This window comes from Paenibacillus sp. 7516, from assembly GCF_002272715.1.
GTDB lineage: Bacteria > Bacillota > Bacilli > Paenibacillales > Paenibacillaceae > Paenibacillus > Paenibacillus illinoisensis_A.
Map to the genome: position 1 here is coordinate 30,587 of NZ_NPBI01000002.1, position 24,318 is coordinate 54,904.

Below are 24,318 nucleotides of genomic sequence, written 5' to 3' on the forward strand. Positions count from 1 at the left end.
CAATGAAAATTTCAATCATGATTAAAGCGATTGGACAGCAGGCTGGCACATGTAGTGCTGGCTTTTTTCTTTTCTCCTGATATTCAGTAAAAAAAATGTAGTGAGATGTTAAATAATATTACACTGGAAATCCGGCATTTTGTTTCGTTTGCCCAAAAAGATACGATCTCTTTATCTCCTGTAACAATTCTCGTTCATGTATCATGGAAGTTCCCGAAATAGTTTATATAATGTGAATCAACATAACATGATTATTCAGTGCGATGGGTTGATTCTAATTTCGGGGGCGAGCGCGGATGAACGAAACAAAAAAGATGAGAATTTTTTCACTGGGGATTCAACATGTATTGGCCATGTATGCCGGGGCTATTCTGGTACCTTTACTCGTGGGAAGAGCCTTGAATCTGACTGCTGAGCAGCTGGCATATCTGGTATCCATTGACCTGCTCACATGCGGTGTTGCAACGTGGCTGCAGGCTCGGAAGGGAAAGTATCTGGGCATTGGTTTGCCAGCAGTACTCGGTAGTTCATTTGTAGCTGTTACGCCCATGATCGCCATCGGATCTCAGTATGGTATTCCAGCCATTTATGGGTCTATCATAGCAGCCGGTTTATTTATCGTTATCTGTGCCGTATTTTTTAGCAAAATCGTCAAGCTGTTCCCTCCCGTTGTCATTGGTACCGTGGTAACCATTATTGGTCTAGCACTTATTCCTACCGGTATTAAGAATATGGCTGGCGGGGCAAATAGTGAGAACTTCGGAAGCTTGGACAATCTGGCACTTTCTTTCGGAGTACTGCTCTTTATTTTGGTACTGAACCGGTATGCTCGGGGTTTCGTTAAATCTCTTGCCGTCCTGATTGGCATCATTGCAGGAACTCTCATTGCGGCTCTAATGGGAAAAGTGAATTTCTCTCCTGTACAGGAAGCGTCATGGTTCCACTTGCCACAACCCTTTTATTTCGGAATGCCAACATTTGAGCTTGGCCCGATTATTACAATGATCATCGTAGGAACTGTCGTGATTATCGAGTCCACGGGTGTGTTTATGGCTTTGAGCAAAATTTGCGATCAGCCCATCAATGAGAAGGATCTGGCTCGCGGTTATCGTGCAGAGGGCTTGGCTTTTGTGCTTGGCGGTATATTCAATGCCTTTCCATACAATACATTCGCGCAGAATGTCGGGCTCGTTCAATTGTCCAAGGTGAAAACTACAAATGTTGTGGTTGCAGCCGGAGGCATTCTGGTTTTCCTCGGTCTCATTCCGAAGGTAGCGGCATTTGCAACTATTATCCCAAGTGCAGTATTAGGCGGAGCGACAGTTGTTCTGTTCGGTATGGTTGTATCCTCTGGAATCAAAATGCTGCAAACCGTCGATTTCGGCAAGCAGTCCAACCTGTTGATCGTCGCTTGTTCGGTTTCGCTCGGGCTTGGTGTCACAGCTGTACCAGACCTGTTTGCCCAGCTGCCACAAAGCGTTCGGATCATTGTGAGCGATGGCATTATCACAGGAAGTCTGTCAGCGATTCTGCTCAATATCTTTTTCAACCTTGGTTTCAAAAAGGAAAGTCTGCCTGTTCAGCCTGTAGCGGGAACTCAGGAGGCACATACCTGATCCATTTTAACTGAATAATAGCGAATTAATCGAGTAAGCCCACATCGAATTCATTGCTGGAAAGAGTGGAAAATATCCTTTTTCCTAAATGAATACCTTGTGGGCTTATTTGGCTGCCCTACACGATGGAACATGCAAACACCCTACAAATATGCTAAAGTTTCCTTATGAGCATATAATATGTTCATCATTTCGAAATTCCATGCGACTACATAAATGAGCATTGGTTCACACAGGCTACATGAATACAAACAGAGGAGTTCCTTTGTTGAGGAAAAGGAGTGGAGTGCACATGGAAAAGGATAAGTTAGGCGCAGGCTGGAATCTGGACAATAGTTATGCCCGGCTGCCGCAGACCTTTTATACGAGTCAGGGTGCAGTACCGGTACAGTCACCTGAGCTCGTCATCTTAAATGAAACCCTTGCTGCGAGCCTTGGATTGAATGCTGAAACGCTGAACAGCAAGGAAGGGGCAGCAACTTTTGCTGGCAATGAAATTCCGCCTGGAGCCGAGCCTCTGGCTCAAGCTTACGCAGGGCATCAATTTGGCAATTTCAACATGCTTGGTGATGGACGGGCATTGCTGCTGGGTGAACAGATTACGCCACAGGGCGAGAGGGTGGACATTCAGCTCAAAGGTTCGGGCAGAACGCCATACTCCCGTGGAGGGGATGGTCGGGCGGCGATCGGACCGATGCTGCGTGAATATATTATCAGCGAAGCCATGGAAGCACTGGGTATCCCTACAACGAGAAGTTTGGCGGTAGTAACGACTGGGGAAAGCATTTTTCGTGAAACGGAACGGCCCGGTGCCATATTAACCCGAGTGGCCTCCAGTCATATCCGCGTGGCAACCTTTCAGTATGCAGCTAGATGGGGGACTGTAGACGAACTGAGAGCACTGGCGGACTATACGCTGGAACGGCATTTTCCTGACATTCCTTTAGATCATAACCGTTACTTGAACTTCCTCCGGGAAGTCATCAAACGACAGGCTTCGCTGATAGCCAAATGGCAGAATGTTGGATTTATCCACGGCGTCATGAATACGGACAATATGGCCATCAGTGGAGAAACGATTGATTACGGGCCTTGTGCTTTTATGGATGCTTATAATCCAGCTACTGTCTTTAGTTCAATCGATACGCAAGGTCGTTATGCTTACGGCAATCAACCCTATATTGCGGGCTGGAATCTGGCTCGCCTTGCGGAGACATTACTGCCGCTGCTGCATGATAATGAAGATGTGGCCATACAGATTGCACAGGATGCCATTTCCCAATTTTCGGAGCAGTATCATCATGAGTGGTTATCCGGCATGCGTGCCAAGCTGGGATTATTAACGGAAGAGGCCGAAGATGAAACGCTGATGAAAGATCTTCTGGAACTGATGGAAAAGCAATCAGCGGACTTCACGAATACGTTCTTAGCTTTAACTTTTGATAAGTGGGAGAACTCGAATTTGAACGAAGCACCGGAATTTACGGAATGGAACGAACGCTGGAAAGCCAGACTGGGCCGGCAGTCTGAATCAAAAGATGCTGTAGAGCAATTGATGAAGAGCAGCAATCCTGCAGTCATCCCACGGAATCATAGAGTGGAAGAGGCGCTCGAACGGGCAGAGAATGATGGGGATTATAGCGTAATGAATCAGCTGCTAGCCGTTCTCCGGAAACCTTACGCACATACACCGGAACAGGAAGAATACGCCACATTGCCGACGACCTGTGATCCATCTTATCGGACATTTTGCGGAACCTGATGGGGAGTGCAGATTCAGCATTCAGATTGAAAAAATTTTCAGATTAAAAATATAATCATCAATTACAATAGGTACCTTGTGAGTACAAGCAACCTGTTGATCACGAAGAAGCTGCCACCGGCAGCTTTTTCATGATCATGCATGCCATGGGGAATGCAATTTAAATGAATTACAGGTGGTGAGCTGCCATGTCAGATATTTTAACGAAACAGGAATTAGCAGTAAAACTGCTTGAACTGTTATCCCAAACAGACTTTAATCAAGAACAGAGCAATACATATGTTAACCGTCTATTGGAGCCGTTCAAATGGGAAGGCGTGCCTTATGTTGAAACGGAGAATGGAACCTATATCGTTACCATCTATGAACGTGGAATGCCCATGTTGAAGAAAAAGTTGAAGCAGACCGAGATGGTGATCTACTGGCTGCTGGAGGATATTATTTTTACCACGGTGCATGTGGAGATGTTGAAAAAATACGATGTTGATAATATCAACACGCATTTGAAGTACACGAGCGAAGTGATACAGGAAATGGACCGCAACGTAACGAACGCTTTTCAGCAATTGGGAGAACCCTATTTGAACTGGCATCAAACCGGTAAACGCCACGAACTGGAGAGCATGCAGACTAGGGGAAGGGATGATGGGCATGAATAATTAAGATATCAATGATGTATGGTATGATTATGCGATGAAGTTTGTAGACAAAAAGAACAAACAGGAACAGGGATGGTCGGGATTAACATCCGAGGACCAGGAAATTGCAGCCCTATGGCTGTTGGAAGTAGACGTATATAACGGTGGGTTCATTCAATTTTTCTGCAACTGGGGAGAAGAAGCATATCTTCATGTTTTGCGGGCATTACATATGATTGGTGCGAACCAGGTGCTGGGCAATATTCAAGAGCAGTATCGCTTGATCGAGCATTTGGCGGATGATGAAAGGCTGACAGCACTATGGGACATTCCCCGTTTACTCACGACAGAAGAGGAACTAAGGTTAGATACACTGGATCAGCAATTGTGGGATAACGAGGATCAGATTGCGGAGAAGGCATACATGTATTATCATAGAAAGTTGAATATAGAGGCATAGTATAAAAGATCAGAGTCTCTTTTGCTGTACGGTCAGCAGATGATGAATACAGGCTCTTGCAATGGGTTGAACGTTCGGCTATACTGGCTATAATCTAATACATGAATTACGTTGATGGAGCGCAGTAGCGGCTTTGTCCCTGTTACAGAAAGTCAGGGGTTGATGGAACCTGATACATACAAGGGCTGCGAATTACACTCTGGAGTACTTGGGTAATGCCAAGCGGAATGGGCAAACGATATATTGTCAAAAGCGGTATGGATAATGTGTAAGCATCTGTTCATGCAAGTTGGGTGGTACCACGGTTATGATAATCGTCCCTATGTCTAATGAAGACAAGGAGGCGATTTTTTTGTGTCCAAAAAAGCTGCTCCCGTCTGTATTTTTTACCATTAACGTAGTCCATGACTGAAGAACGATTAGGAGAGAAAGGGGTTGTTTGGGTTGAATATTATTGATGAACTTGAATGGCGTGACGCCATAAACCAACAGACGGATGCGGAGGGGCTGCGTGAGCTGACCGAAACCAAGTCGATATCCTTGTACTGTGGGGTTGACCCTACTGGAGACAGTATGCACATCGGCCACCTGATTCCGTTCATGATGCTGAAACGTTTTCAACTTGCGGGCCATCGTCCGGTGATCCTGATTGGGGGGGCAACGGGTACAATCGGTGACCCAAGTGGACGTCAATCCGAGCGTTCGCTGCAAACACTGGAACAGGTCCAAGAGAACGTCAATAAGCTGACTGCACAGATGAAAAAATTGTTTGTAACCGAAGGCGACAACCAGGTTCGCATGGTTAACAACTACGACTGGACACATCAAATTAATGTCATCGAGTTCTTGCGTGATTACGGGAAAAACTTCAATCTTAACACGATGCTGGCAAAAGATGTCGTCGCAAGCAGACTGGAAGGCGGAATCTCATTCACCGAGTTTTCCTACCAGATCCTGCAGTCTCTGGATTACCATCACCTGTTCCAAAACGAGGATGTGCAGCTGCAAATCGGTGGCTCCGATCAATGGGGGAACATTACGAGTGGTCTGGACCTTATCCGCAAGAAAGAAGGATCTGAAGCAAGAGCCTACGGGCTGACGATCCCTTTGATGCTCAAAGCCGATGGTACGAAATTCGGTAAAACCGCGGGCGGTGCGATTTGGTTGGATCCCGACAAAACGACACCATTCGAATTCTACCAGTTCTGGGCGAATACGGATGATCGCGATGTCATCAAATACCTGAAATACTTCACCTTCCTGAGCAAAGAGGAAATTGAAGCTTTGGCTGAAAAGGTGGAGACTGAGCCGCACAAACGTGAAGCGCAGAAGGCACTCGCCGAAGAAATGACAAAATTCGTTCACGGCGAAGAGATGCTGGAGCAAGCTAAACGCATTACCGCAGCGCTCTTCAGTGGAGATATTCGCTCCCTGACAGCCGATGAGATCGAACAGGGCTTCAAGGAAATGCCTACGTTTGAAACAGACGGCGAAGCCAAAAACATCGTGGACTGGCTGGTGGATCTGGGCCTTGAGCCATCCAAACGCCAAGCACGTGAGGATGTCACCAAAGGTGCGATCTCTATGAACGGAGAGAAGATTACAGAGCTGGAATTCACAGTGTCTGCGGAGCATGCGATTGGTGGCAAGTTCATCATTATTCGTAAAGGCAAGAAGAACTACAGCCTTGTGAAATTGAAGTAGGAACGTACCGTATCATGAATATCTTGGGAAGAACAACGGTAGTTTAAATTTCCAGGATATTCACCCTTCTCAAGGTAAACAAAAGGGCCGTCTCCCTAATGTCATTGACATTAGTGGAGACGGCCCTTTAACAATTCATCCGCAAATTATTGATTTGATTATTGATTCACAATGGCTGTAATCTCTTCGTCCAGATCAAGTCTGACGTTTTCACGGTAAGCCCGGATGTTGTATTCGCTGTGCAGGTAGCGCAGGATCGCTTCTATCATGTTGGATTCAACCAAGTATTGACTACGGCCTTGAATCCAGACTTCAGCGGAGTATCCCGTATCTTCTTCCCAGCTCAGTTCAACATTGACATCGGTCGGGCGCACACCTTTGCGTTCAGCCATGTGAAGACAGATTGCATTAACAATCTCATCCATGCTTAGAACCATAATGATTAGTACCGTCCGTTTCTGTTGCGGTCATCATCATCACGATCATTGCGGCGGTCGTAACGACCATCTGCAGCCGGTTTACGGCGATTCGTAATTGCTCTGAAGAGTGCCATTGCCAGCATGACGATCAGCATGATTGCAGCTACGTTTACAAGCAATCCAAGGATGTTACCAAGAGCTCCCATGCCGCCAAACAATCCGCCGAACAGCATACCTGCCAGACCACCCAGCATCATACCTTTCATGAATCCGCCGCCACCACCGAAGAATCCACCACGGTTGGTTGCAGCTGCACCTGTACCCGATTTATTGGAGTTGGACTGGCTCACATTATTGTCGGATTTCTTAGGTGTATTGGTATAACTTTTTGTGCCAGATTTGAAACCGCCACCACGTCTTGCGTCAGCAGAATCCGGATTTGCTACGCCAACTGTTGCGAACAACAGAGTGAAAGCCATAAAAACCATCATCAGATGTTTAATTCCAAATTTTTTCTTCATTGTAAAGATCGTAACCCCCCGATTAAATTGTGTGATTAGCCCTAAAAATGGGCCTTACTCATGTAATACGGTTTAAAAGCAGGAACGTTTCAAATTTTTATTAATTTTCCGAAATAATCGGACAAGGGTCCTGAATGGCTGCCTGACCATCCAGCAGCTGAGTCACCCAGTTGCACCATTCCAGGCCGGTCTGGGCATTCATTAATCCCTTTTGAACCAAAATGTAGCTCCCAAATTCCCGGCTGCCTACGCGGAGATTATCCTGAGGGATGCGGGACTTCAGATCCTCGAAATAACGGATGCGTTCCATAAACCAGTTTTTGCGCTCATTCAGAATGCGTCTCATGCTTCCATCTTCGGCTATGCCGACACATAAAATACGCAAATTGAATTCGTCACGTGTTACCGGAGCGGTAACAGGAGTAATCATCCAGCCGAGCAGTTTCTCGATACCTTTTTCCGTGACTGCATACATTTTTTTGTCCGGTTTGTCAGACTGTTGCACCCAGCGGGAAGATAATAGTTCATCATTTTCCATCTTGGACAGGAGCGGGTAGATCTGACTGTGTTTGGCTTGCCAATGAGGCTGAATCTTCAGCATCAGATCGTAACCAGACGACTCCTCGCGGGTAAGCAGCCCGAGCAATCCGTAGGAAAGTATGTTCATGCACATGTCTCCTTAATATTAGGGCTGGGCCAGTGAAAACAATGGATATTGCCATCAATGACCGCTTTCATAAAAAGTGTACACTGAAACTGTATGGTTTGACAACCTGACAGCATAACTGCCTCAATTTAGACAAAAAAAGAGTGCGGACCCTGAGGTCCGCACCCAAAACCATTTAGAGAGATGCCTGTTACTCGTACCCTTCAACTACAAGCTCAAGCTGGCCTGTAGAGGAATCGATAATCATGCCGTGAACGGGTACTCCCTGTGGAAACAGGGGATGATTTTTGATGACTCCTACAGTGTGTTTTACCCCTTCATCAACACTGTTAAACCCTCGAAGCCAATTTTGCAAATTGATTCCGGAGTTGTCCAGAGCATTTATGACTTCTTTGGATACACCGCGGTCAACCATGTGGCCAATCATGGTGTCTGCTTGCAAGGATGCCATACCGCACTCGGTGTGACCGACAACAACAACTTCGTCTGCTCCGAGTTCATAAATAGCTACAAGCACGCTTCGCATAACAGAACCGAAAGGTTGAGAGATAATGGCGCCTGCAGTTTTAAGGATTTTAACCTCACCATTCTTCAAATTCATCGCTTTAGGCAGCAGTTCCACCAGACGGGTGTCCATGCATGTGATAATTGCCATTTTTTTAGTTGGAAACTTACCGGCCGTATACTTTTCGTATTCTTTCGTCTCGACAAATGATTTGTTGTACTCCAAAATCTCTTGAATGTTGTTCATGTCCATTGCCTCCTGTTATCCAAATACGATGAGCACGGCTTCTGCATCGGTATGCAGCCTGTCCTACGCCCTGCTCTTGATTATACCACGGTCAGCAAACGGCACGATGTCTTAAAAGAAGAATCAAGCCATTTACCTCTGTTAAAAGTTGATTATACGCATTGCAAAAAGTATCATCAATAGGGAGTCTAAACTTTTTTTGGAGAGGTGAACGATAACAATGGAAGAACAAACCCTGAAACATCTGGAATCATTCCTTCATTTGGCCAGCAAAATCAAAAGTTATCACGAAGCCATTGGTTTGCTTCATTGGGATCTGCGCACTGGTGCGCCGAAGAAAGGCGTTCCGACTCGTTCGGAAACCATCGGCATGTTATCTACCGAAGCGTTCAAGCTTCAAACTTCGGCTGAGATGAAAACCTATTTGGACACGCTGACCAAACCAGAGGTGTTGAATCAACTGGATGATATAAATCGCCGCCTGGTATTGGAATGCAAAAAGGAATACGATCGGAGCCAATCCGTCCCGCCTGAGAAGGTTCAAGCATATACGGTGCTCACGGCCAAATCGGAAACGGCATGGGAAGATGCCAAGCATAATAGCGATTTTGAAGGCTTTTCCCCGTATTTGACAGAGATCGTGAAACTCAAACAGGAGTTCATCGACTACTGGGGTGTGAAAGACACACGCTATGATACGCTGCTTGATATGTACGAGCCGGATCTGACCGTAGATAAAGTAGATGCAGTATTTGCCCGGTTAAAAGCACGCTTGGTGCCGCTGCAGGAAAAGATCAATGCTTCCGAAAACAAGCCGAACACGGAGTTTTTAAACCAGCTGTTTGATACGGATCAACAAGAAAAGTTCAGTTTGTTCATTTTGGGACAGATGGGTTATGACTTTGATGCCGGAAGACTGGATGAGAGTGTTCATCCGTTCGCGACAGGACTTAACCCGGGGGATGTGCGAATCACGACGAATTACTTGCAGGATGATGTGACGAGCGCAGTATTCAGTTCTCTGCACGAAGGCGGACACGCTCTATATGAGCAAAATATTGACGGAAGTCTGGCGGGTACCCTTTTGGCTGAAGGAACGTCGATGGGTATTCATGAATCCCAGTCCCGTCTCTGGGAAAATATGATTGGCCGCAGCCGTCCGTTCTGGACTCGCTATTATCAAGACTTGCAGCAGCATTTCCCGCAATTGAGCGAAGTGGCTCTGGAAGATTTCTACCGTGCGATCAACCGCGTCGAAAGTTCCCTGATTCGAATTGAAGCAGACGAGCTGACGTATAATCTGCACATTATCATCCGTTATGAGATTGAGAAAATGCTGTTCAACGAGGGACTGGAAGTCAAGGATCTGCCGGAAACCTGGAACGCCAAGTACAAAGAATATCTCGGGATTGTTCCTCCAAACGATGGTGTAGGGGTGCTTCAGGATGTTCACTGGTCCGGTGGCGATTTTGGTTATTTCGCATCTTATTCACTCGGCAATATGTATGCCGCTCAGATTCTACATACGCTGCGCCAGGAACTGCCGGAGTTCGATGCTTATATTGCTGAAGGTAATCTGATACCGATCAAGGAATGGTTAACGGACAAGATTTATCGTTACGGCAAGAGCCGCACGCCTTCCGAATTGATTCTCGCTGTGACAGGTGAAGAGCTGAACCCGGATTATCTGGCTGACTATCTGGAAGCAAAATATACTGAGATTTATAAACTGTAGTTGTTAATCACATAACACGAAGCAGGCACTAGAGATAGAGCCGGGCATATGCCTGGCTCTTTTTTTGGTGTGCAAGTTCTTAACCTTTTGATGGGCAGCGGCATATTCATAGTAGAGAGAAACTGCTGAAACCAGCGAAGGAGGGAAACAGCATGAAATACACGCCCTGGTTCATCCGCGCCATCGTTATATTGCTGATTATCATTGTGGCGCTCACAAGCTGCAACCAAGAGAAAAACGAAGCGAAAATTACGATTGGCGAGGTGACGCGTTCAGTATTTTACGCACCGGAGTATGTAGCCGTAGCCCAAGGTTTTTTTGAAGAAGAGGGACTGGAAGTCGATATCCAGACAACGGCTGGTGGTGACAAAACGATGGCTGCCTTGCTCGCGGGCTCCGTAGATATCGCCCTGGTCGGAGCAGAGACATCCATCTATGTCTATCAGCAGGGAGCGGAAGATCCGGTCATTAACTTTGCTCAGCTAACCCAGACAGACGGAACATTTTTGTTTGCACGGAATGCGGAAGGCAGCTTTGATTGGGATCAGCTGAACCAAAGTACTTTTCTCGGACAACGCAAAGGCGGGATGCCGCAAATGGCTGGAGAATTCACGTTGAACAAACACGGCATTGATCCGCAGAACGATCTGGAATTGATCCAAAATGTCGATTTTGCCAACATTGCTTCTGCATTTGCGTCCGGTACAGGAGATTATGTACAGCTATTTGAACCACAGGCGTCCATCTTTGAACAGGAAGGTCGAGGGAAGGTCGTTGCATCGTTTGGAACCGAGAGTGGACATTTGCCTTACACAGTGTTCATGACGAAACAAAGTTACATCAACGACAACAAGGAAATTGTACAGAAATTTACAAACGGGCTGCACAAAGCACAGGTTTGGGTAGATTCCCATTCCGCTGAAGAAATTGCCGAGGTCATCCTCCCTTACTTTAAAGATATCGATCAATCCATTCTCGTAAGTAGTATTCATCGTTATAAGGAACAGGGGACGTATGCAACAGATCCGATTATTGATGATGAAGAATGGAACAATCTACTGGACGTCATGAGTGCGGCCGGAGAACTCGAACAACGGGTGGATTCCAAAGCGATTGTCGATAACGCCTATGCGGAACAAGCAGCATCTGTGAAGTAATCAGGCATTCAGGAAAGGAAGTGATTGCCATGCCTGAATCCGATACAGTGATTAGACTGGAAGGGATTTCGCAAGTTTATGTCAATGAGCGTGAAGCCTCATTGGTCATCGAAGACCTGAGTCTTCAGGTTAAGCAAGGAGAATTTGTCAGTCTTGTCGGTCCGAGCGGGTGTGGCAAAACGACATTGTTGTCCATCATTGCCGGACTGCTTACTCCAACCGCGGGAGATGTGAAAATTAAAGGAAAACTGGTTGAAGGTCCTTCTGCCCAGATTGGCTATATGCTGCAGCAGGACTATCTGTTTCCATGGCGTACCATTTTGGACAATGCACTGATCGGACTTGAATTGACGGGCAGGCTGGATGAACGGAGTCGTAAACGAACAAGCGAGCTGCTTGCTGAGATGGGGCTTGCTGGAACAGAGAATTTATATCCTTCCGAACTATCCGGGGGCATGAGGCAGCGTGTCGCGCTTGTGCGGACGCTAGCAACCGATCCATCCTTACTGCTTCTGGATGAACCGTTCTCTGCGCTTGACTACCAGACCAAACTGCAGCTGGAGGATCTGGTGTCGGATACGCTCAAGGAAACGGGAAAAACCTCGGTGCTGGTCACACATGACCTGTCCGAAGCGATTGCAGTGAGTGACCGCGTTATTGTGCTGGACCGCAATCCTGGACGAATTCGGAAAGAGTTCATCATTCCTGAAGCCATTCGGAAATCCCAGCCCTTCTACGCAAGGGAACAGGAAGGTTTTAATGAGCTTTTTCAGGCGTTATGGAGCGAACTGGAGCAGTCCGGAGGAGGTGAGAAGAACGGGTGAATCAGACGAGAGAGAAGCAGGAAATACGCCGTGATGAATGGATGCAGAAGCTGCACCAGGGCCACATGAAGCAGGTTGCTGAGTGGCGCCGCAAGGTACTTGCGGTTCAGCTGTCCCTGCTGGTCTGCATGTTTTTGTTATGGGAGCTGGCGGGCAGGCTGCGCTGGATTGATGTCCTGCTGTTCAGTTATCCGAGCAAAGTTTTTGCCCAGATCGGCAAGGACATCGCCAGTGGTGAACTTTGGATCCATGTCGCAGTCACCGTTGGGGAAACGGCAGTTGGTTTTTTGCTGGGGACGCTTGTCGGAACGCTGCTTGCGGTCCTGATCTGGTGGTCTCCTTTTTTGTCCAAAGTGCTTGATCCCTATATGGTCGTATTCAACAGCATGCCAAAGGTGGCACTCGGCCCCATCTTCATCGTCATGTTTGGTGCAGGCTTTACGGCTATTGTCATGACTACGTTGTCCATTACGGTAATTATTACGACCCTGGTCGTGTACAACAGTTTCAACGAAGTGGACAGCAATTATGTTAAGGTCATTCGTACGTTCGGTGGCGACCGGTCCGAGATTTTTACTAAAGTTGTCCTGCCGGCATCGTTTCCCGCGATTGTTTCTACGTTGAAAGTCAATGTGGGCATGGCCTGGGTCGGGGTAATTGTGGGTGAGTTTCTGGTTGCCAAACAGGGGCTCGGGTACTTGATTATCTACGGATTTCAGGTCTTCAATTTTACCCTGGTATTATCGAGCCTGCTTATTATCGCGGCCGTAGCCACAGCGATGTATCAGCTTGTGGTGTATGTGGAGCGAAAACTGCTGGCAGGGCGCAGGTAGTGCCACGAAAAAGGTTAATAGAGCTTGCTAGATCGTGTTATGTATACAATTTCACAAGGGGTGTCACGTTGCCCGCTAACCAAAAATCAAGTACCATACTAATACAAATATTCCGTGCAGTCTTTCATGTATGCGGAGATTGGCGAGTAGGGCCTTATATGGCTTCCGCCCGCATGAAATCAAAATTGCCAGCGTCCCCCATCCGGGACGCGATGTTGTGACCGGCATGCATGGGCATGTCGGTTGATGCCGTTTATTGATTCTGATGTGACTGCATATGTCTATGCATTCGTTCAATAGCTTCTTTTTTTGTAAAACGGGAAATGGTTTGCCTCAGGGTGTGTAATACTACGTATTGCAGAACCAGGCTAACGCAGATTTGTTAGAGGTATGAAGCAGGACATGCATTCATACGGATGGGACGAAGAGCTGGCTTGGACATATAAGCAGCTTAGAGGAGAGGTAATGAGAAATGGGTTTTAGAGTAATTAAAACCGCAATTGCTGCACTGATGGCTGTGCTGATTGCGGACTGGTGCGGCTTGCCCGGGCCAACATCGGCAGGCTTGCTAGCCATTCTGGGTGTCGATGTTACGAGAAAAAGAAGCATTCGCACGATTTCGGCGCGATTCTTTGCTTCCGTGGTAGGTCTTTTGTTTGCAAGTGTACTTTTTCACTTTCTAGGCTTCCATTATTGGGTTCTGGCCGTGTACATACTGATTGCGTTTCCGGTAATTGTTCGGGCCGGATTCAAGGAAGGCATTGTGACGGGGTCTGTCGTGGTCTTTCGTGTCTTCAGTGGCGGGGAGATGGACGTTCAAGTCATTTTGGTACAAATCGGGTTGCTGCTGATTGGTCTGGGATCTGCGATGGTCGTTAATCTGGCTTATATGCCAGCAGCTGACCCGCAAATGCTTCAGATTCGCAAAAGGATTGACGAACTATTCTCCGTGATTTTCAAGGAGTTTGCTGCGACTCTTCGTAATCCGAATGAGGTCTGGGCAGGGAAGGAACTGATCGAAGCGGACAAGGCTGTTCTTGGAGGCATTGAAGCAGCCAAGCGTTCACTGGAGAATCAGGTCATTCATCCGAACGAAGAATGGAGCGTATACTTTTACATGCGAAAAACGCAGCTGGACTCCATTCAGCATATGATGCATCTGGTATCTCAAATTTATCAGAAGATGCCACACGCCGAAATGGTGTCGGAGCTGTTTGACCAGCTCAGTCAGGATGTGCTCACAGAGTCTTACACTGGACGAACCGAAAAACTTCTCGCAGATGTGCAGGAAGAATTCAGGCGAATGGAACTGCCAGATACAAGGGAAGAATTCGAGATTCGTTCTGCGATTCTCCAGCTGTGCCGGGAACTCGCGCTGTATCTGAAAATTGCGAAAAAGGACAAAGCGCCGTCGCCGATTACGGACCGGTCCCAATCTACAAACGAATAATAGAAAATAGTTGTCACCCTAGACGGATGCCCTGCATACACTTGTAGTGAATGATTGTATGGAGGAGGTTTAAAGATGTCATTGAGTCATAAACATCAATGTAGAGAGATCATCACGAAGGCGATCTGCGGCAAAGGTCGTAAGTTCTCTACCGTAACACATACCGTGACTCCGCCTAATGGTCCGACCAGTATTTTGGGGGCTTGGATTATCAACCACCAATATGAAGCCGTATCAGCGGGGGACGGAATTGAAGTTATTGGTACTTACGATATCAACATTTGGTATTCCTATGACAAAAATTCGCAGACAGATGTAGCCAAAGAAACGGTGTCGTATGTAGAACATGTACCTTTGTCTTACCTGGATCCGAAACACCGGGCTTCCACAGTAGAGGTATCTGCGGATGCAACGCAGGAACCAAGCTGTGTGGAAGCCACTGTATCCGCAGGCGGAGGCAGCGTAATTATCCGGGTAGAACGGGAATTCGCTGTTGAACTGGTTGCCGAAACCAAAGTATGCGTGAAGGTATGCACAGATGGTTGTGGAGACTACGAAGACAAGGATTATGACTTTGGCAGCACGGATGAAGATTATGATGATCTTGATCCGGACCTGCTTGACGAGGAACTGTAATTTCTTCGTCTTTTGTATCCTTAGCTAAGGTATTATATGCGCCGCAAGCGGCAGTGAAGAGGGCGCAAGCCCTCTTTTTTCTTTTTGGGCGATGGAAAGGAGGGACCGAATGAATGTAATGGAAGAGGCAGAGCAAGCGGTTAGACGTTACGAACACATGTCGGCAGGAGAACGGGCAGGAAGATTGGGGCGAGCCGGCATTGAAGTGCTTGCCTCACGAGACAGGCAAAAAAGGGAGCCTGGCCTGAGAGTACGTTACGATGTAGAGATATGCTGCCTGTACGCACTTCGGATTAAACGGCGGGATACAAGCGGCATGGGCGGTGCACAGGATAGCGTACTGGACCGGGAAGCGGGTTCGACGCTGTTCAAAAGAATCGAGCGGCTCGCTGTTAAAACCTTGTATACCCTTGGACTGGATCACGGCGCTGTACGGCTGGAAGCTTCGGGAAAAAACGGGTGCACTGTTGTTTCGATTGACCCGCGTCCGTGGAAGGGCATGACAGATCTATCTGTCATGTACCGGGAAGGCTGGAAGCAGCTGCAGTCTCAACTGGATGAGGAAAGTCAGAACAAAGTAACGCCCGTGCTTGGAATGGACCCGGAGTTTCTACTCGTGCAGATGCCGGAGTCCAAAATTATACCTGCCTCAAGGTTTCTCGGACGCACGGGAATGGTAGGCTGCGATTCCGTGACCATCGGGGGGAGGCGGATCTATCCGGTTGCAGAACTTCGTCCTGCCCCGAGTTCGGAACCACGAGAGCTGCTAACTCATTTACTTAGAGCTTTCGACCTGGCATCCCGCAGCATAACCGACCATTCGCTCATTTGGCAGGCTGGTGGAATGCCGCAGCGTGGATTGCCGCTCGGGGGACATGTCCATTTCAGCGGAGTGACGCTTAACGGGGAATTGCTGCGTGTGCTTGACAATTATCTGGCCCTACCGCTTGCGTTTCTGCAGGACCCGCGTGGTTCGGGCAGGCGTCCAAGGTACGGAGCACTGGGTGATTTTCGACTGAAGCACTATGGTGGATTTGAATATCGAACACTGCCCAGCTTCCTGATCTCTCCACTCGTTGCCAAAGGAGTTGTCGCTCTCGCAGGTCTTATTGCCGCCTCCTACACCAGTCTTCCTCTTCGTCCTTTGATGAACACAAACGTGCATGCTGCCTTTTACGAAGGAGACCGGGAACGAATGAAGGAGTACATTCCAGCGCTTCTGGACGATCTGGTCGGCTTGGAGGACTACGCAAGATATGAAAAGTATGCAGCTCCACTCATACGTCACCTGAGAGAAGGGAAGACGTGGGATGAAAGCCGGGACATTCGCAAAGTCTGGAATATTCGTGCAGGTTCATGAAGAGTGGATGTTTTTTTGTTATAATAGAAATCAAGTCAATTTTGGATCTGATTACAGCTATGGAAGACATGCAGACACTGGTCTGTGAAGGAAGCGGCAGGTGGCCGAAACATGAGGCGGAGGCACGAAGATGTGCCTGACCGCCTTATTGTTCCTTCTAGGCCAGGGACTCTTCCTGACAACATAGGAACGGATGGAGGATATTCATGGCTCAGTATACGCCAATGATTCAACAATATTTGCAAGTGAAGGCCGAAGCGCAAGACGCTTTTCTTTTTTTTAGATTAGGTGATTTCTATGAAATGTTCTTCGATGATGCTGTCAATGCAGCACGTGAGCTCGAAATTACGCTGACTGCACGCGCAGGCGGTGGGGAAGAGAAAATTCCGATGTGTGGTGTGCCTTATCATTCGGCGGACAATTACATACAGCGTCTGATTGAAAAAGGATACAAGGTTGCCATCTGTGAGCAGATGGAAGATCCAACCGTAACAAAAGGCATGGTACGCCGGGAGATTGTACGTGTCATCACGCCGGGAACGGTGATGGAAGGCAAGACTCTTGGCGACAAATCCAACAATTATATGGTCTGTCTGACAGGAAACCAAAATACACTGGCGCTGGCAGCGTGTGATCTGTCAACGGGTGAATTGTACGTGACGTCCGTGCCATATTCCAAGGAATGGCTGAAAGACGAGATCGGCATCTACGAACCTTCCGAATTCGTCGGTGATGCGACTCTTCTCGATACCGTCGCTGCGCAGTCTTCACCAATCGGGAGACCTGTTGTATACACGCCTTGGACCAAAAGCAAGGAAGATCTCGTTCGGCAACAATTCGGTGAGGCTGCATGGGCAAGACTGGAGCCTGAACGTCAAGTTTGTGTTGCGCGACTGTTCTCTTATCTGAGTGAAACGCAGAAACGTTCTCTGGGGCAATTGACACAAATCTCGACTTACGAGCCGGATCACTTCATGATTCTGGATCCATTCACCAGACGTAATCTGGAACTTGTGGAAACGGTTCGCGAGCGTTCCAAAAAAGGTTCGTTGCTCTGGCTGCTGGACAGAACGGAGACATCCATGGGTGCGCGGATGCTGCGACGGTGGGTGGATAAACCCTTGCTGCAAAAAGGGAAAATTAATGAGCGACTTGAAGCAGTGGACACGCTATACAATCAGTTTATTTTGCGTGAGGATTTGCGTGCTGATCTGAAGGACATTTACGATCTGGAACGGCTGGTGGGGCGAATTGCCTTCGGGAATGCCAACGGGCGCGATTTGAACGCACTCAAGCTGTCGCTGGATAAAATACCGGGACTTCGCCAGTATTGTGCAGAGTCTTCTTCGACCACGCTGCAGAACATTGCGGAGATGATGGATGACTGTAGTGACTTAAGGGATGCCATCGGCCGTGCCATTGTGGACGAGCCTCCGGTATCCGTAAGGGATGGAGGATTAATCCGTGAAGGTTACCATGAACGACTGGACGAACTAAGGGAAGCATCGGTGAATGGCAAACAGTGGATCGCTGAATTGGAAGCAAAAGAACGTGAAGCTACCGGCATCCGCTCCCTGAAAATTGGCTACAACAAGGTGTTTGGCTATTATATCGAAATTACGAAGTCCAATCTGGCCTCCTTGCCGGAAGGCCGTTATGAGCGAAAACAGACGTTGGCTAATGCAGAACGTTACATTACGCCGGAGCTTAAGGAAAAGGAAACATTGATTCTAGAAGCACAGGACAAGATGGTCGATATTGAATACGGATTGTTTGCTGAGCTGAGGGATCGGTTGAATCAGGAAATTGCAAGACTGCAAAAACTGGCTGAACAGGTTGCGGAAATTGATGTGTATCAATCCTTCGCGGTAATCAGTGCAGAGCGGAATTTTGTTAGACCAACACTGACAGATGGTTATGACTTTGTGGTGGAACAAGGACGTCATCCTGTGGTGGAGGCTGTTATGCGGGATGGTGCATTTATCGCCAACCACACGGCAATGAAAAAGGAAGAAGCACGGATTCTTCTGATTACTGGTCCGAATATGGCCGGGAAAAGTACGTATATGCGACAAGTTGCCCTGATCTCAATCATGGCGCAGATCGGTTGTTTTGTACCTGCAGGTCAGGCAGAGGTACCCATCATGGATCGCATCTTCACACGAATTGGGGCAGCAGACGATCTGATTGGCGGTCAAAGTACGTTTATGGTGGAGATGGCGGATATTCAGGTAATGACCGACAAAGCAACGCCGAGAAGCCTGATCATCATTGATGAATTGGGCCGGGGCACTTCGACAAGCGAGGGGATGGCCATTGCCCAATCCGTCATTGAGTATGTGCACGACATAATAGGCTGTAAAGCACTCGTATCGACGCATTTTCATGAACTGGCTCACCTGGAAGAAAGTCTGGATAAGCTGGCGAACTACTCCATGGCCGTACAGGAGAGTGGGGACAAAGTGAATTTTCTGCGTAAATTGATTCCGGGTGCTGCCAGCAGCAGTTATGGTATATACTGCGCACGACTTGCCGGTCTGCCGGATAGTATCATTGAACGAGCGAATGGTTTACTGCACGGCTTCGAACATGCGGCTGCACAGGTGGCGGTCGGCACTGAGTTTGCTGGGAAGGGAAGCCGTATTCCGGGATCGGACTACAATAATACATCTGGAACGGACAATGCCGAAAGTGCCACAGTGATACGAGAGGAAGCTGTAGTTTCGGTTCCCGATACGGTGACTTACATGGAGAGCGAGTCGTCCAAGGAGCGAGGCAATAAGAACAAATCTGGTTCCAAACCCAAGGACGTTGTCCAGCTGTCGATATTCGGTGATGATGAGCCGGGCGTGGGAAGCAAGCCCGATACTGTGCTCGCTGTGGACAAACCCGCACGAGATTTTATACGCAACATGAAAGACATTGATGTGATGAATATGACGCCTCTGCAGGCGATGCAATTATTGAACGAGCTTAAGTTAAAGGCACAGCAATTATCCTGATATGATGGGAGGGGAAACCTGTGGCGAAAATACATGTCCTTGACGAACATATTGCCAACCAGATTGCAGCAGGTGAAGTGGTTGAACGGCCTGCTTCGGTTGTTAAGGAATTACTGGAGAATTCCGTGGATGCTGGGGCTACCAAAATTGAAGTTTCCGTTGAAGAGGGCGGATTGCTCAGTATTCGTGTGAAAGACAACGGTTCAGGCATTGAACCCGAGGATCTGGAAACAGCATTCTATCGTCATGCAACGAGCAAAATTACGCACGGACGTGATCTCTTCCAGATCACAAGTCTTGGTTTTCGGGGAGAGGCTCTGCCGAGTATCGCGGCTGTCTCCAAGGTCGAAGTGCTAACGGCTAGTGGAGACGATGGCCGGGGGCGCCGGATTGTGATTGAGGGTGGCAAACTGTGCACACATGAGGATGCTGCTTCACCTCAAGGGACAGAGTTTGTTGTCAAAGAATTATTTTATAATACTCCTGCCCGCCTGAAATATATGAAAACGATCCAAACCGAGCTGGGACATATCTCGGATGTGCTGTACCGGATGGCTATGTCTCATCCGCATATTTCCTTTACGCTCCGTCATAATGCCAATGTGCTGCTGCAGACGCTCGGAAACGGCGACCTGCTTCAGGTGGTGGCAGCAATCTACGGTACGAGTGCAGCCAAAGCCATGCTGCCCATCCAAGGCGAGAATCTGGATTATCGGGTAAGGGGATTAATCAGTCTCCCGGAATGGACACGGGCCAATCGTGGCGGCATGTCAACGATTGTTAATGGACGGTTTATTCGCAATTATGGTCTTAATCAAGCCATTCTTAAAGCGTATCACACGTTACTGCCGATCAATCGATTCCCGCTTGTTGTGGTGCAGCTTGAGATGCATCCATCACTCGTGGATGTAAACGTGCATCCGGCAAAACTGGAAGTGCGGTTCAGCAAGGAAGCCGAGTTGTACGAATTTATTGAAACGACAGTACGGGGAATTCTGCGGCAGGAAGTGCTTATACCTCAAGTGACCAAACAGCAGATCAGACGTGGAGACGACAGTTCATTTATACAGGAACAGTTTCTGTTTCCGCGTGGACCATACAAGGATGAGCCAGCGATAGAAGATGAGGGGGCACAGTCCAAAAAGAATAACACCCCTGGGCCAGGAAACACGGCCATGGAAGAGGATGATCTGGATGCCCCCGCTGATATTCAACCGGGACAGGCTGCTGAACTCTTTTCAGAGGTACCTCCCTTGCCGGACGCTCCAACGCCAGATCAGCTCAACCCGATAAATCCGTTTCAAGCACTTGTTGTTGATGAGCCGGTTCAGTCAGATGAACGCAAGGTGCCAACTCAGGACACAGCGCCGATATATCGACCAACCAACGTGAATGCTCCAGTTAGAGAAAACCGGCCGTCATATCAAGTGTCTAATCGTTCTAATATGGAGCGCAGCTGGAAGGGTTCAGGTTTACCTGATACTGCGAAGCTGGCAGCAGCGGTGAAGTCGGATGCGACGCTGCCTGCGTTTCCTGAGCTCAGCCTGATTGGTCAGCATCACGGCACGTATCTGATTGCCCAGAATGAAGACGGCCTCTATCTGATTGATCAGCATGCCGCTCATGAGCGGGTGAATTATGAATATTATTATGAAAAGTTTGGCAATCCGGCTCAAGCTTCACAAGAGCTTTTGCTGCCGATCACACTGGAGTTTACACCGTCCGAAACGGAAAAACTCAAGTCAAGGCTGGCCTGGTTTGAACAGGCTGGGGTCTATCTGGAGCATTTCGGTGGACAGACGTTTCGTGTACGCTCCCATCCGTTCTGGTTTCCCAAAGGGGACGAGAAGGATATTATTGAGGAAATGTCTGAATGGGTGCTCAGCGAGCGCAGCATTGATGTGGGGAAAATGCGGGAAGCTGCTTCCATCATGTGCTCCTGCAAAGCCTCGATTAAAGCCAATCAGAAGCTGACAGAACAGGAAGCAGAGACGCTAATTCAGCGACTCGGTTCCTGCAGGCAGCCCTATACGTGTCCACACGGGCGACCGATAGTGGTTTCATTTTCAACCTATGATCTGGAGAAATTGTTCAAGCGGGTCATGTAGCTGTTTAGGAGGAAGTTATGTATATTACAACCGGTGATACAGAGGCGCCTTCGCTTGTGGAACGCGCGCGCAAGCTCGCGGAAACGACGGGTGGTACCTATGTGCCGCGCAATAAAAAGTCTTTGCCCAGGCTGATTGAACGTTATGGCATTAACGAAATCCTGGTCGTGCTTCAGGGCAAGGCGCGCTTGTATCGCAAGAATGCGCCGCAGCTTGAATTTCATCCAAGCATGGGATTCGTACGAGCGAAGCGTGTATTGCGCGGAGAGCCTGACCCTATGCTGGAAGCGGGAGCTGTACTTGAAGGAGATACCATCATTGATTGTACAGCTGGATTAGGTACGGATGCACTTGTGTTCTCCGTCGCAGCAGGTAAGCAGGGGCAGGTTATTGCTTGTGAGAGCTCTCTGCAGCTCTATACACTGTTGGTCGAAGGGATGTCCTATTACGAGAGTAATCAGCCCGAAGTCGATGAAGCCTTTCGCAGAATTGAATTAAGACATGCCAATCATCTGGATCTTCTTCGTTCTATGCCGGATCGAAGCTGCGACACAGTATACTTCGACCCCATGTTCCGCGAGCCGATGATGGATTCAAGTGCGATTCAGCCATTGCGGGATTATGCAAACTCCCATGCACTGGATATTCAAAGTATCATGGAGGCCAAACGGGTAGCCCGCAAGCGGGTTGTGATGAAAGAAAAGCGCGGCAGCGCGGAGTTTACGAGGCTCGGATTCGAGGTGCTGGATCGCGCCAATGCAAAAACACTGTACGGAGTGATAAATGTTGAAAGCGGAAGCTAAACCGAAACTGCTCGTATTGGTCGGACCGACAGCAGTAGGCAAAACAAGGATGAGTATCGAGCTCGCACAAGCATTTAATTGCGAGATTATTTCGGGAGATTCGATGCAGGTCTATCGTGAGATGGACATCGGAACGGCCAAGATTACCCGTGAAGAGATGAAAGGAGTGCCCCATCATCTCATTGATATCCATGAACCGGAATATCCATATTCAGTGGCGGAATTTCAGGAGAGCTGTACCCGTCTGATCAGTGAAATACAGGATCGCGGTAAGCTGCCGTTTATTGTTGGCGGAACCGGTCTGTATGTAGAGTCGGTCTGTTACGGATTTCAATTTTCGGAAAGTGGGTCGGATGAGGCTTTTCGGGAGGAACAGTTCCGCTATGCGGAGTTACATGGTGCCCAGGCACTGCATGACAAGCTGAGGGAAATAGATCCAATTAGTGCGGATCGGCTGCATGTGAACGACCAGCGGCGAATTGTTCGGGCTCTTGAGATTTACCACCTGACAGGGGAGAAGTTATCTGAACAACTGGCGTCACAGAAGAAAGAATCCCCGTACGATCTAAGTATTATAGGGTTAACAATGGATCGTCAAAAGCTCTACGCCAGGGTTGAAGAACGTATTGACCTGATGATTGAGCAAGGTTTGGTAGAAGAAGTAAAGTCACTGCTGGAACGCGGTGTGGCCAGAGGACATATCTCCATGCAGGGACTGGGATACAAGGAAATTGCGGCGTATCTTCAAGGCGAAGTCAGCTGGGATGCTGCGGTGGAATGGCTGAAGAGGGATACTCGCCGGTTTGCCAAACGTCAACTCTCCTGGTTCCGGCATATGAAGGACATTGAATGGGTGGATATGACAGATACCGAAGATTTCGCAGGGAACTATGAGCGGGTAAGTACATTAATTCATCAAAAGTTTAAATGATTGCCAGACGTGTAAATAGGTCCCCAATGGGACGTTTGAACCTCTATTTCTTGATTCAAAAAAGAGTAGAGGTTTTTTTATTTTGTGTGCAAAAAATAGAAATTAAAGGAATAGAATCGATAAAAAGATTGTAAAAAAATAACAATATCATTAAGATGAAAACACATAACAACATAAGACACTAATGATGTGTTCAAAATGAGAAAGGAGGAGTTTTAATGGACTCAAGTGATAGTGGAATTACGAGTGTATATCTCTTTTTTGTCTGGAATATATGGAGTTGCCGCTGCCATTCTGGGTCTTATTGCCCTAATTTGGGTAATTATCGTTCTGTCCAATACCAATACATACCTGAAAATGCTGATTCATGATCGAAAAGAACGGCAGAAAATTCCGTTAACGAAAGCATTGGCGAACCCTTTGGTTAACCAGGAACGGCAGGAATAAAGCGCTCTAAAACGATGATTTTGTCCCTCTTTTGCATTTTAGACAAGCGGTGTATAATGGATAAGTCTTCTAACTGCACGTCAGATTGATTCCGAGATGCAAATTAGTAGACAAGGGGTTTTTGTGGATTATATGAAACTGTTCATGATATAATAGCACGAAAGCTACTCAGCGATATTGAATACTATCTTAAACACGAATTCAAATGAACCAATGGGGGTACGGCTAATGAACAAGTCCATCAACATCCAAGATACGTTCTTGAACCAACTGCGGAAAGAAAACATTCCTGCTACGGTCTATCTGACCAACGGCTTTCAAATCCGTGGAACGATCAAGGCATTTGACAATTTTACGATCGTCATTGACAGCGACGGACGCCAGCAAATGGTCTATAAGCACGCCATCTCCACGTTCACGCCGCAACGCAGCGTATCGCTGATGCAGCAGGATAACAGCGGCGAAGCTTAAAAAATTTCGAAACCTTTTCTACA

Annotated in this window: 22 protein-coding genes and 1 other annotated feature; of the genes, 18 read left to right on the forward strand and 4 right to left on the reverse strand. The window is 47.8% G+C overall.

The features are described 5' to 3' along the window. The first annotated feature begins 296 nt into the window (after positions 1–296). The 5 genes from CHI14_RS00235 to tyrS all read left to right on the forward strand — a co-directional run bounded on the left by CHI14_RS00235 (position 297) and on the right by tyrS (position 6,180). A complete protein-coding gene (locus CHI14_RS00235) occupies positions 297–1,616 on the forward strand; it encodes a nucleobase:cation symporter-2 family protein (RefSeq protein WP_095286414.1) in 1,320 nt (439 codons plus the stop codon). Positions 1,617–1,908: 292 nt separating this feature from the next. After that, entirely contained in the window at positions 1,909–3,378 is a 1,470-nt protein-coding gene (locus tag CHI14_RS00240; RefSeq protein WP_095286415.1) for a protein adenylyltransferase SelO, read from the forward strand. Positions 3,379–3,566: 188 nt separating this feature from the next. Continuing rightward, a complete protein-coding gene (locus CHI14_RS00245) occupies positions 3,567–4,037 on the forward strand; it encodes an Imm63 family immunity protein (protein WP_095286416.1) in 471 nt (156 codons plus the stop codon). Positions 4,038–4,071: 34 nt separating this feature from the next. Then, positions 4,072–4,476, forward strand: coding sequence for a DMP19 family protein (locus tag CHI14_RS00250; RefSeq protein WP_095286417.1), 405 nt, complete (start codon positions 4,072–4,074; stop codon positions 4,474–4,476). 102 nt (positions 4,477–4,578) lie between these two features. Further along, positions 4,579–4,801, forward strand: a binding site (T-box leader). 119 nt (positions 4,802–4,920) lie between these two features. Further along, complete coding sequence (gene tyrS, locus CHI14_RS00255) at positions 4,921–6,180, forward strand: tyrosine--tRNA ligase (protein WP_095286666.1); 1,260 nt, start codon at positions 4,921–4,923, stop codon at positions 6,178–6,180. 158 nt (positions 6,181–6,338) lie between these two features. Here the strand turns inward: tyrS and CHI14_RS00260 are convergent, their stop codons facing one another. The 4 genes from CHI14_RS00260 to CHI14_RS00275 all read right to left on the reverse strand — a co-directional run bounded on the left by CHI14_RS00260 (position 6,339) and on the right by CHI14_RS00275 (position 8,538). Further along, positions 6,339–6,617 (reverse strand): YxcD family protein, encoded by a 279-nt coding sequence (locus tag CHI14_RS00260; protein ID WP_095286418.1) that lies wholly within the window; start codon positions 6,615–6,617, stop codon positions 6,339–6,341. A 5-nt stretch (positions 6,618–6,622) separates the two neighbouring features. Then, entirely contained in the window at positions 6,623–7,120 is a 498-nt protein-coding gene (locus CHI14_RS00265; RefSeq protein ID WP_095286419.1) for a hypothetical protein, read from the reverse strand. A 100-nt stretch (positions 7,121–7,220) separates the two neighbouring features. Then, a complete protein-coding gene (locus CHI14_RS00270) occupies positions 7,221–7,787 on the reverse strand; it encodes a PadR family transcriptional regulator (RefSeq protein WP_095286420.1) in 567 nt (188 codons plus the stop codon). Positions 7,788–7,977: 190 nt separating this feature from the next. After that, on the reverse strand, positions 7,978–8,538 hold the full coding sequence (locus tag CHI14_RS00275; protein WP_095286421.1) for a beta-class carbonic anhydrase: 561 nt from the start codon (positions 8,536–8,538) through the stop codon (positions 7,978–7,980). Positions 8,539–8,758: 220 nt separating this feature from the next. Between CHI14_RS00275 and CHI14_RS00280 the strand changes: the two genes are divergently transcribed. The 13 genes from CHI14_RS00280 (at position 8,759) to hfq (ending at position 24,295) form a co-directional block, all read left to right on the forward strand. Beyond that, positions 8,759–10,273, forward strand: a complete 1,515-nt coding sequence (locus CHI14_RS00280) for a carboxypeptidase M32 (protein WP_095286422.1) — start codon at positions 8,759–8,761, stop codon at positions 10,271–10,273. A 152-nt stretch (positions 10,274–10,425) separates the two neighbouring features. After that, positions 10,426–11,430, forward strand: a complete 1,005-nt coding sequence (locus CHI14_RS00285; RefSeq protein ID WP_095286423.1) for an ABC transporter substrate-binding protein — start codon at positions 10,426–10,428, stop codon at positions 11,428–11,430. A 29-nt stretch (positions 11,431–11,459) separates the two neighbouring features. Continuing rightward, positions 11,460–12,254: an ABC transporter ATP-binding protein gene (locus CHI14_RS00290; protein WP_095286424.1), complete on the forward strand. Its 795-nt coding sequence runs from the start codon at positions 11,460–11,462 to the stop codon at positions 12,252–12,254. Positions 12,255–12,295: 41 nt separating this feature from the next. After that, positions 12,296–13,087 (forward strand): ABC transporter permease, encoded by a 792-nt coding sequence (locus tag CHI14_RS00295; protein WP_095286667.1) that lies wholly within the window; start codon positions 12,296–12,298, stop codon positions 13,085–13,087. A 472-nt stretch (positions 13,088–13,559) separates the two neighbouring features. After that, the gene (locus tag CHI14_RS00300) at positions 13,560–14,537 is read left to right on the forward strand and encodes an aromatic acid exporter family protein (RefSeq protein WP_095286425.1); all 978 of its coding nucleotides are present in this window, start codon (positions 13,560–13,562) and stop codon (positions 14,535–14,537) included. A 75-nt stretch (positions 14,538–14,612) separates the two neighbouring features. Then, positions 14,613–15,173, forward strand: coding sequence for an outer spore coat protein CotE (locus CHI14_RS00305; RefSeq protein WP_095286426.1), 561 nt, complete (start codon positions 14,613–14,615; stop codon positions 15,171–15,173). A gap of 109 nt (positions 15,174–15,282) precedes the next feature. Then, positions 15,283–16,533, forward strand: coding sequence for a putative amidoligase domain-containing protein (locus CHI14_RS00310; protein WP_349290342.1), 1,251 nt, complete (start codon positions 15,283–15,285; stop codon positions 16,531–16,533). Between the two features lie 206 nt (positions 16,534–16,739). After that, positions 16,740–19,535 (forward strand): DNA mismatch repair protein MutS, encoded by a 2,796-nt coding sequence (gene mutS / locus CHI14_RS00315; RefSeq protein ID WP_095286427.1) that lies wholly within the window; start codon positions 16,740–16,742, stop codon positions 19,533–19,535. A 20-nt stretch (positions 19,536–19,555) separates the two neighbouring features. Beyond that, positions 19,556–21,643, forward strand: a complete 2,088-nt coding sequence (mutL, locus tag CHI14_RS00320; RefSeq protein WP_095286428.1) for a DNA mismatch repair endonuclease MutL — start codon at positions 19,556–19,558, stop codon at positions 21,641–21,643. Positions 21,644–21,660: 17 nt separating this feature from the next. Next, the gene (locus CHI14_RS00325) at positions 21,661–22,446 is read left to right on the forward strand and encodes a class I SAM-dependent methyltransferase (RefSeq protein WP_095286429.1); all 786 of its coding nucleotides are present in this window, start codon (positions 21,661–21,663) and stop codon (positions 22,444–22,446) included. Further along, positions 22,430–23,377, forward strand: coding sequence for a tRNA (adenosine(37)-N6)-dimethylallyltransferase MiaA (gene miaA / locus CHI14_RS00330; RefSeq protein ID WP_095286669.1), 948 nt, complete (start codon positions 22,430–22,432; stop codon positions 23,375–23,377). The genes CHI14_RS00325 and miaA overlap by 17 nt, the downstream gene beginning before the upstream one ends. 234 nt (positions 23,378–23,611) lie before the next feature. Continuing rightward, positions 23,612–23,824: a hypothetical protein gene (locus CHI14_RS00335; protein ID WP_095286430.1), complete on the forward strand. Its 213-nt coding sequence runs from the start codon at positions 23,612–23,614 to the stop codon at positions 23,822–23,824. Between the two features lie 228 nt (positions 23,825–24,052). Continuing rightward, positions 24,053–24,295 (forward strand): RNA chaperone Hfq, encoded by a 243-nt coding sequence (gene hfq / locus CHI14_RS00340; protein ID WP_017687918.1) that lies wholly within the window; start codon positions 24,053–24,055, stop codon positions 24,293–24,295. The last annotated feature ends 23 nt before the right edge of the window (positions 24,296–24,318 follow it).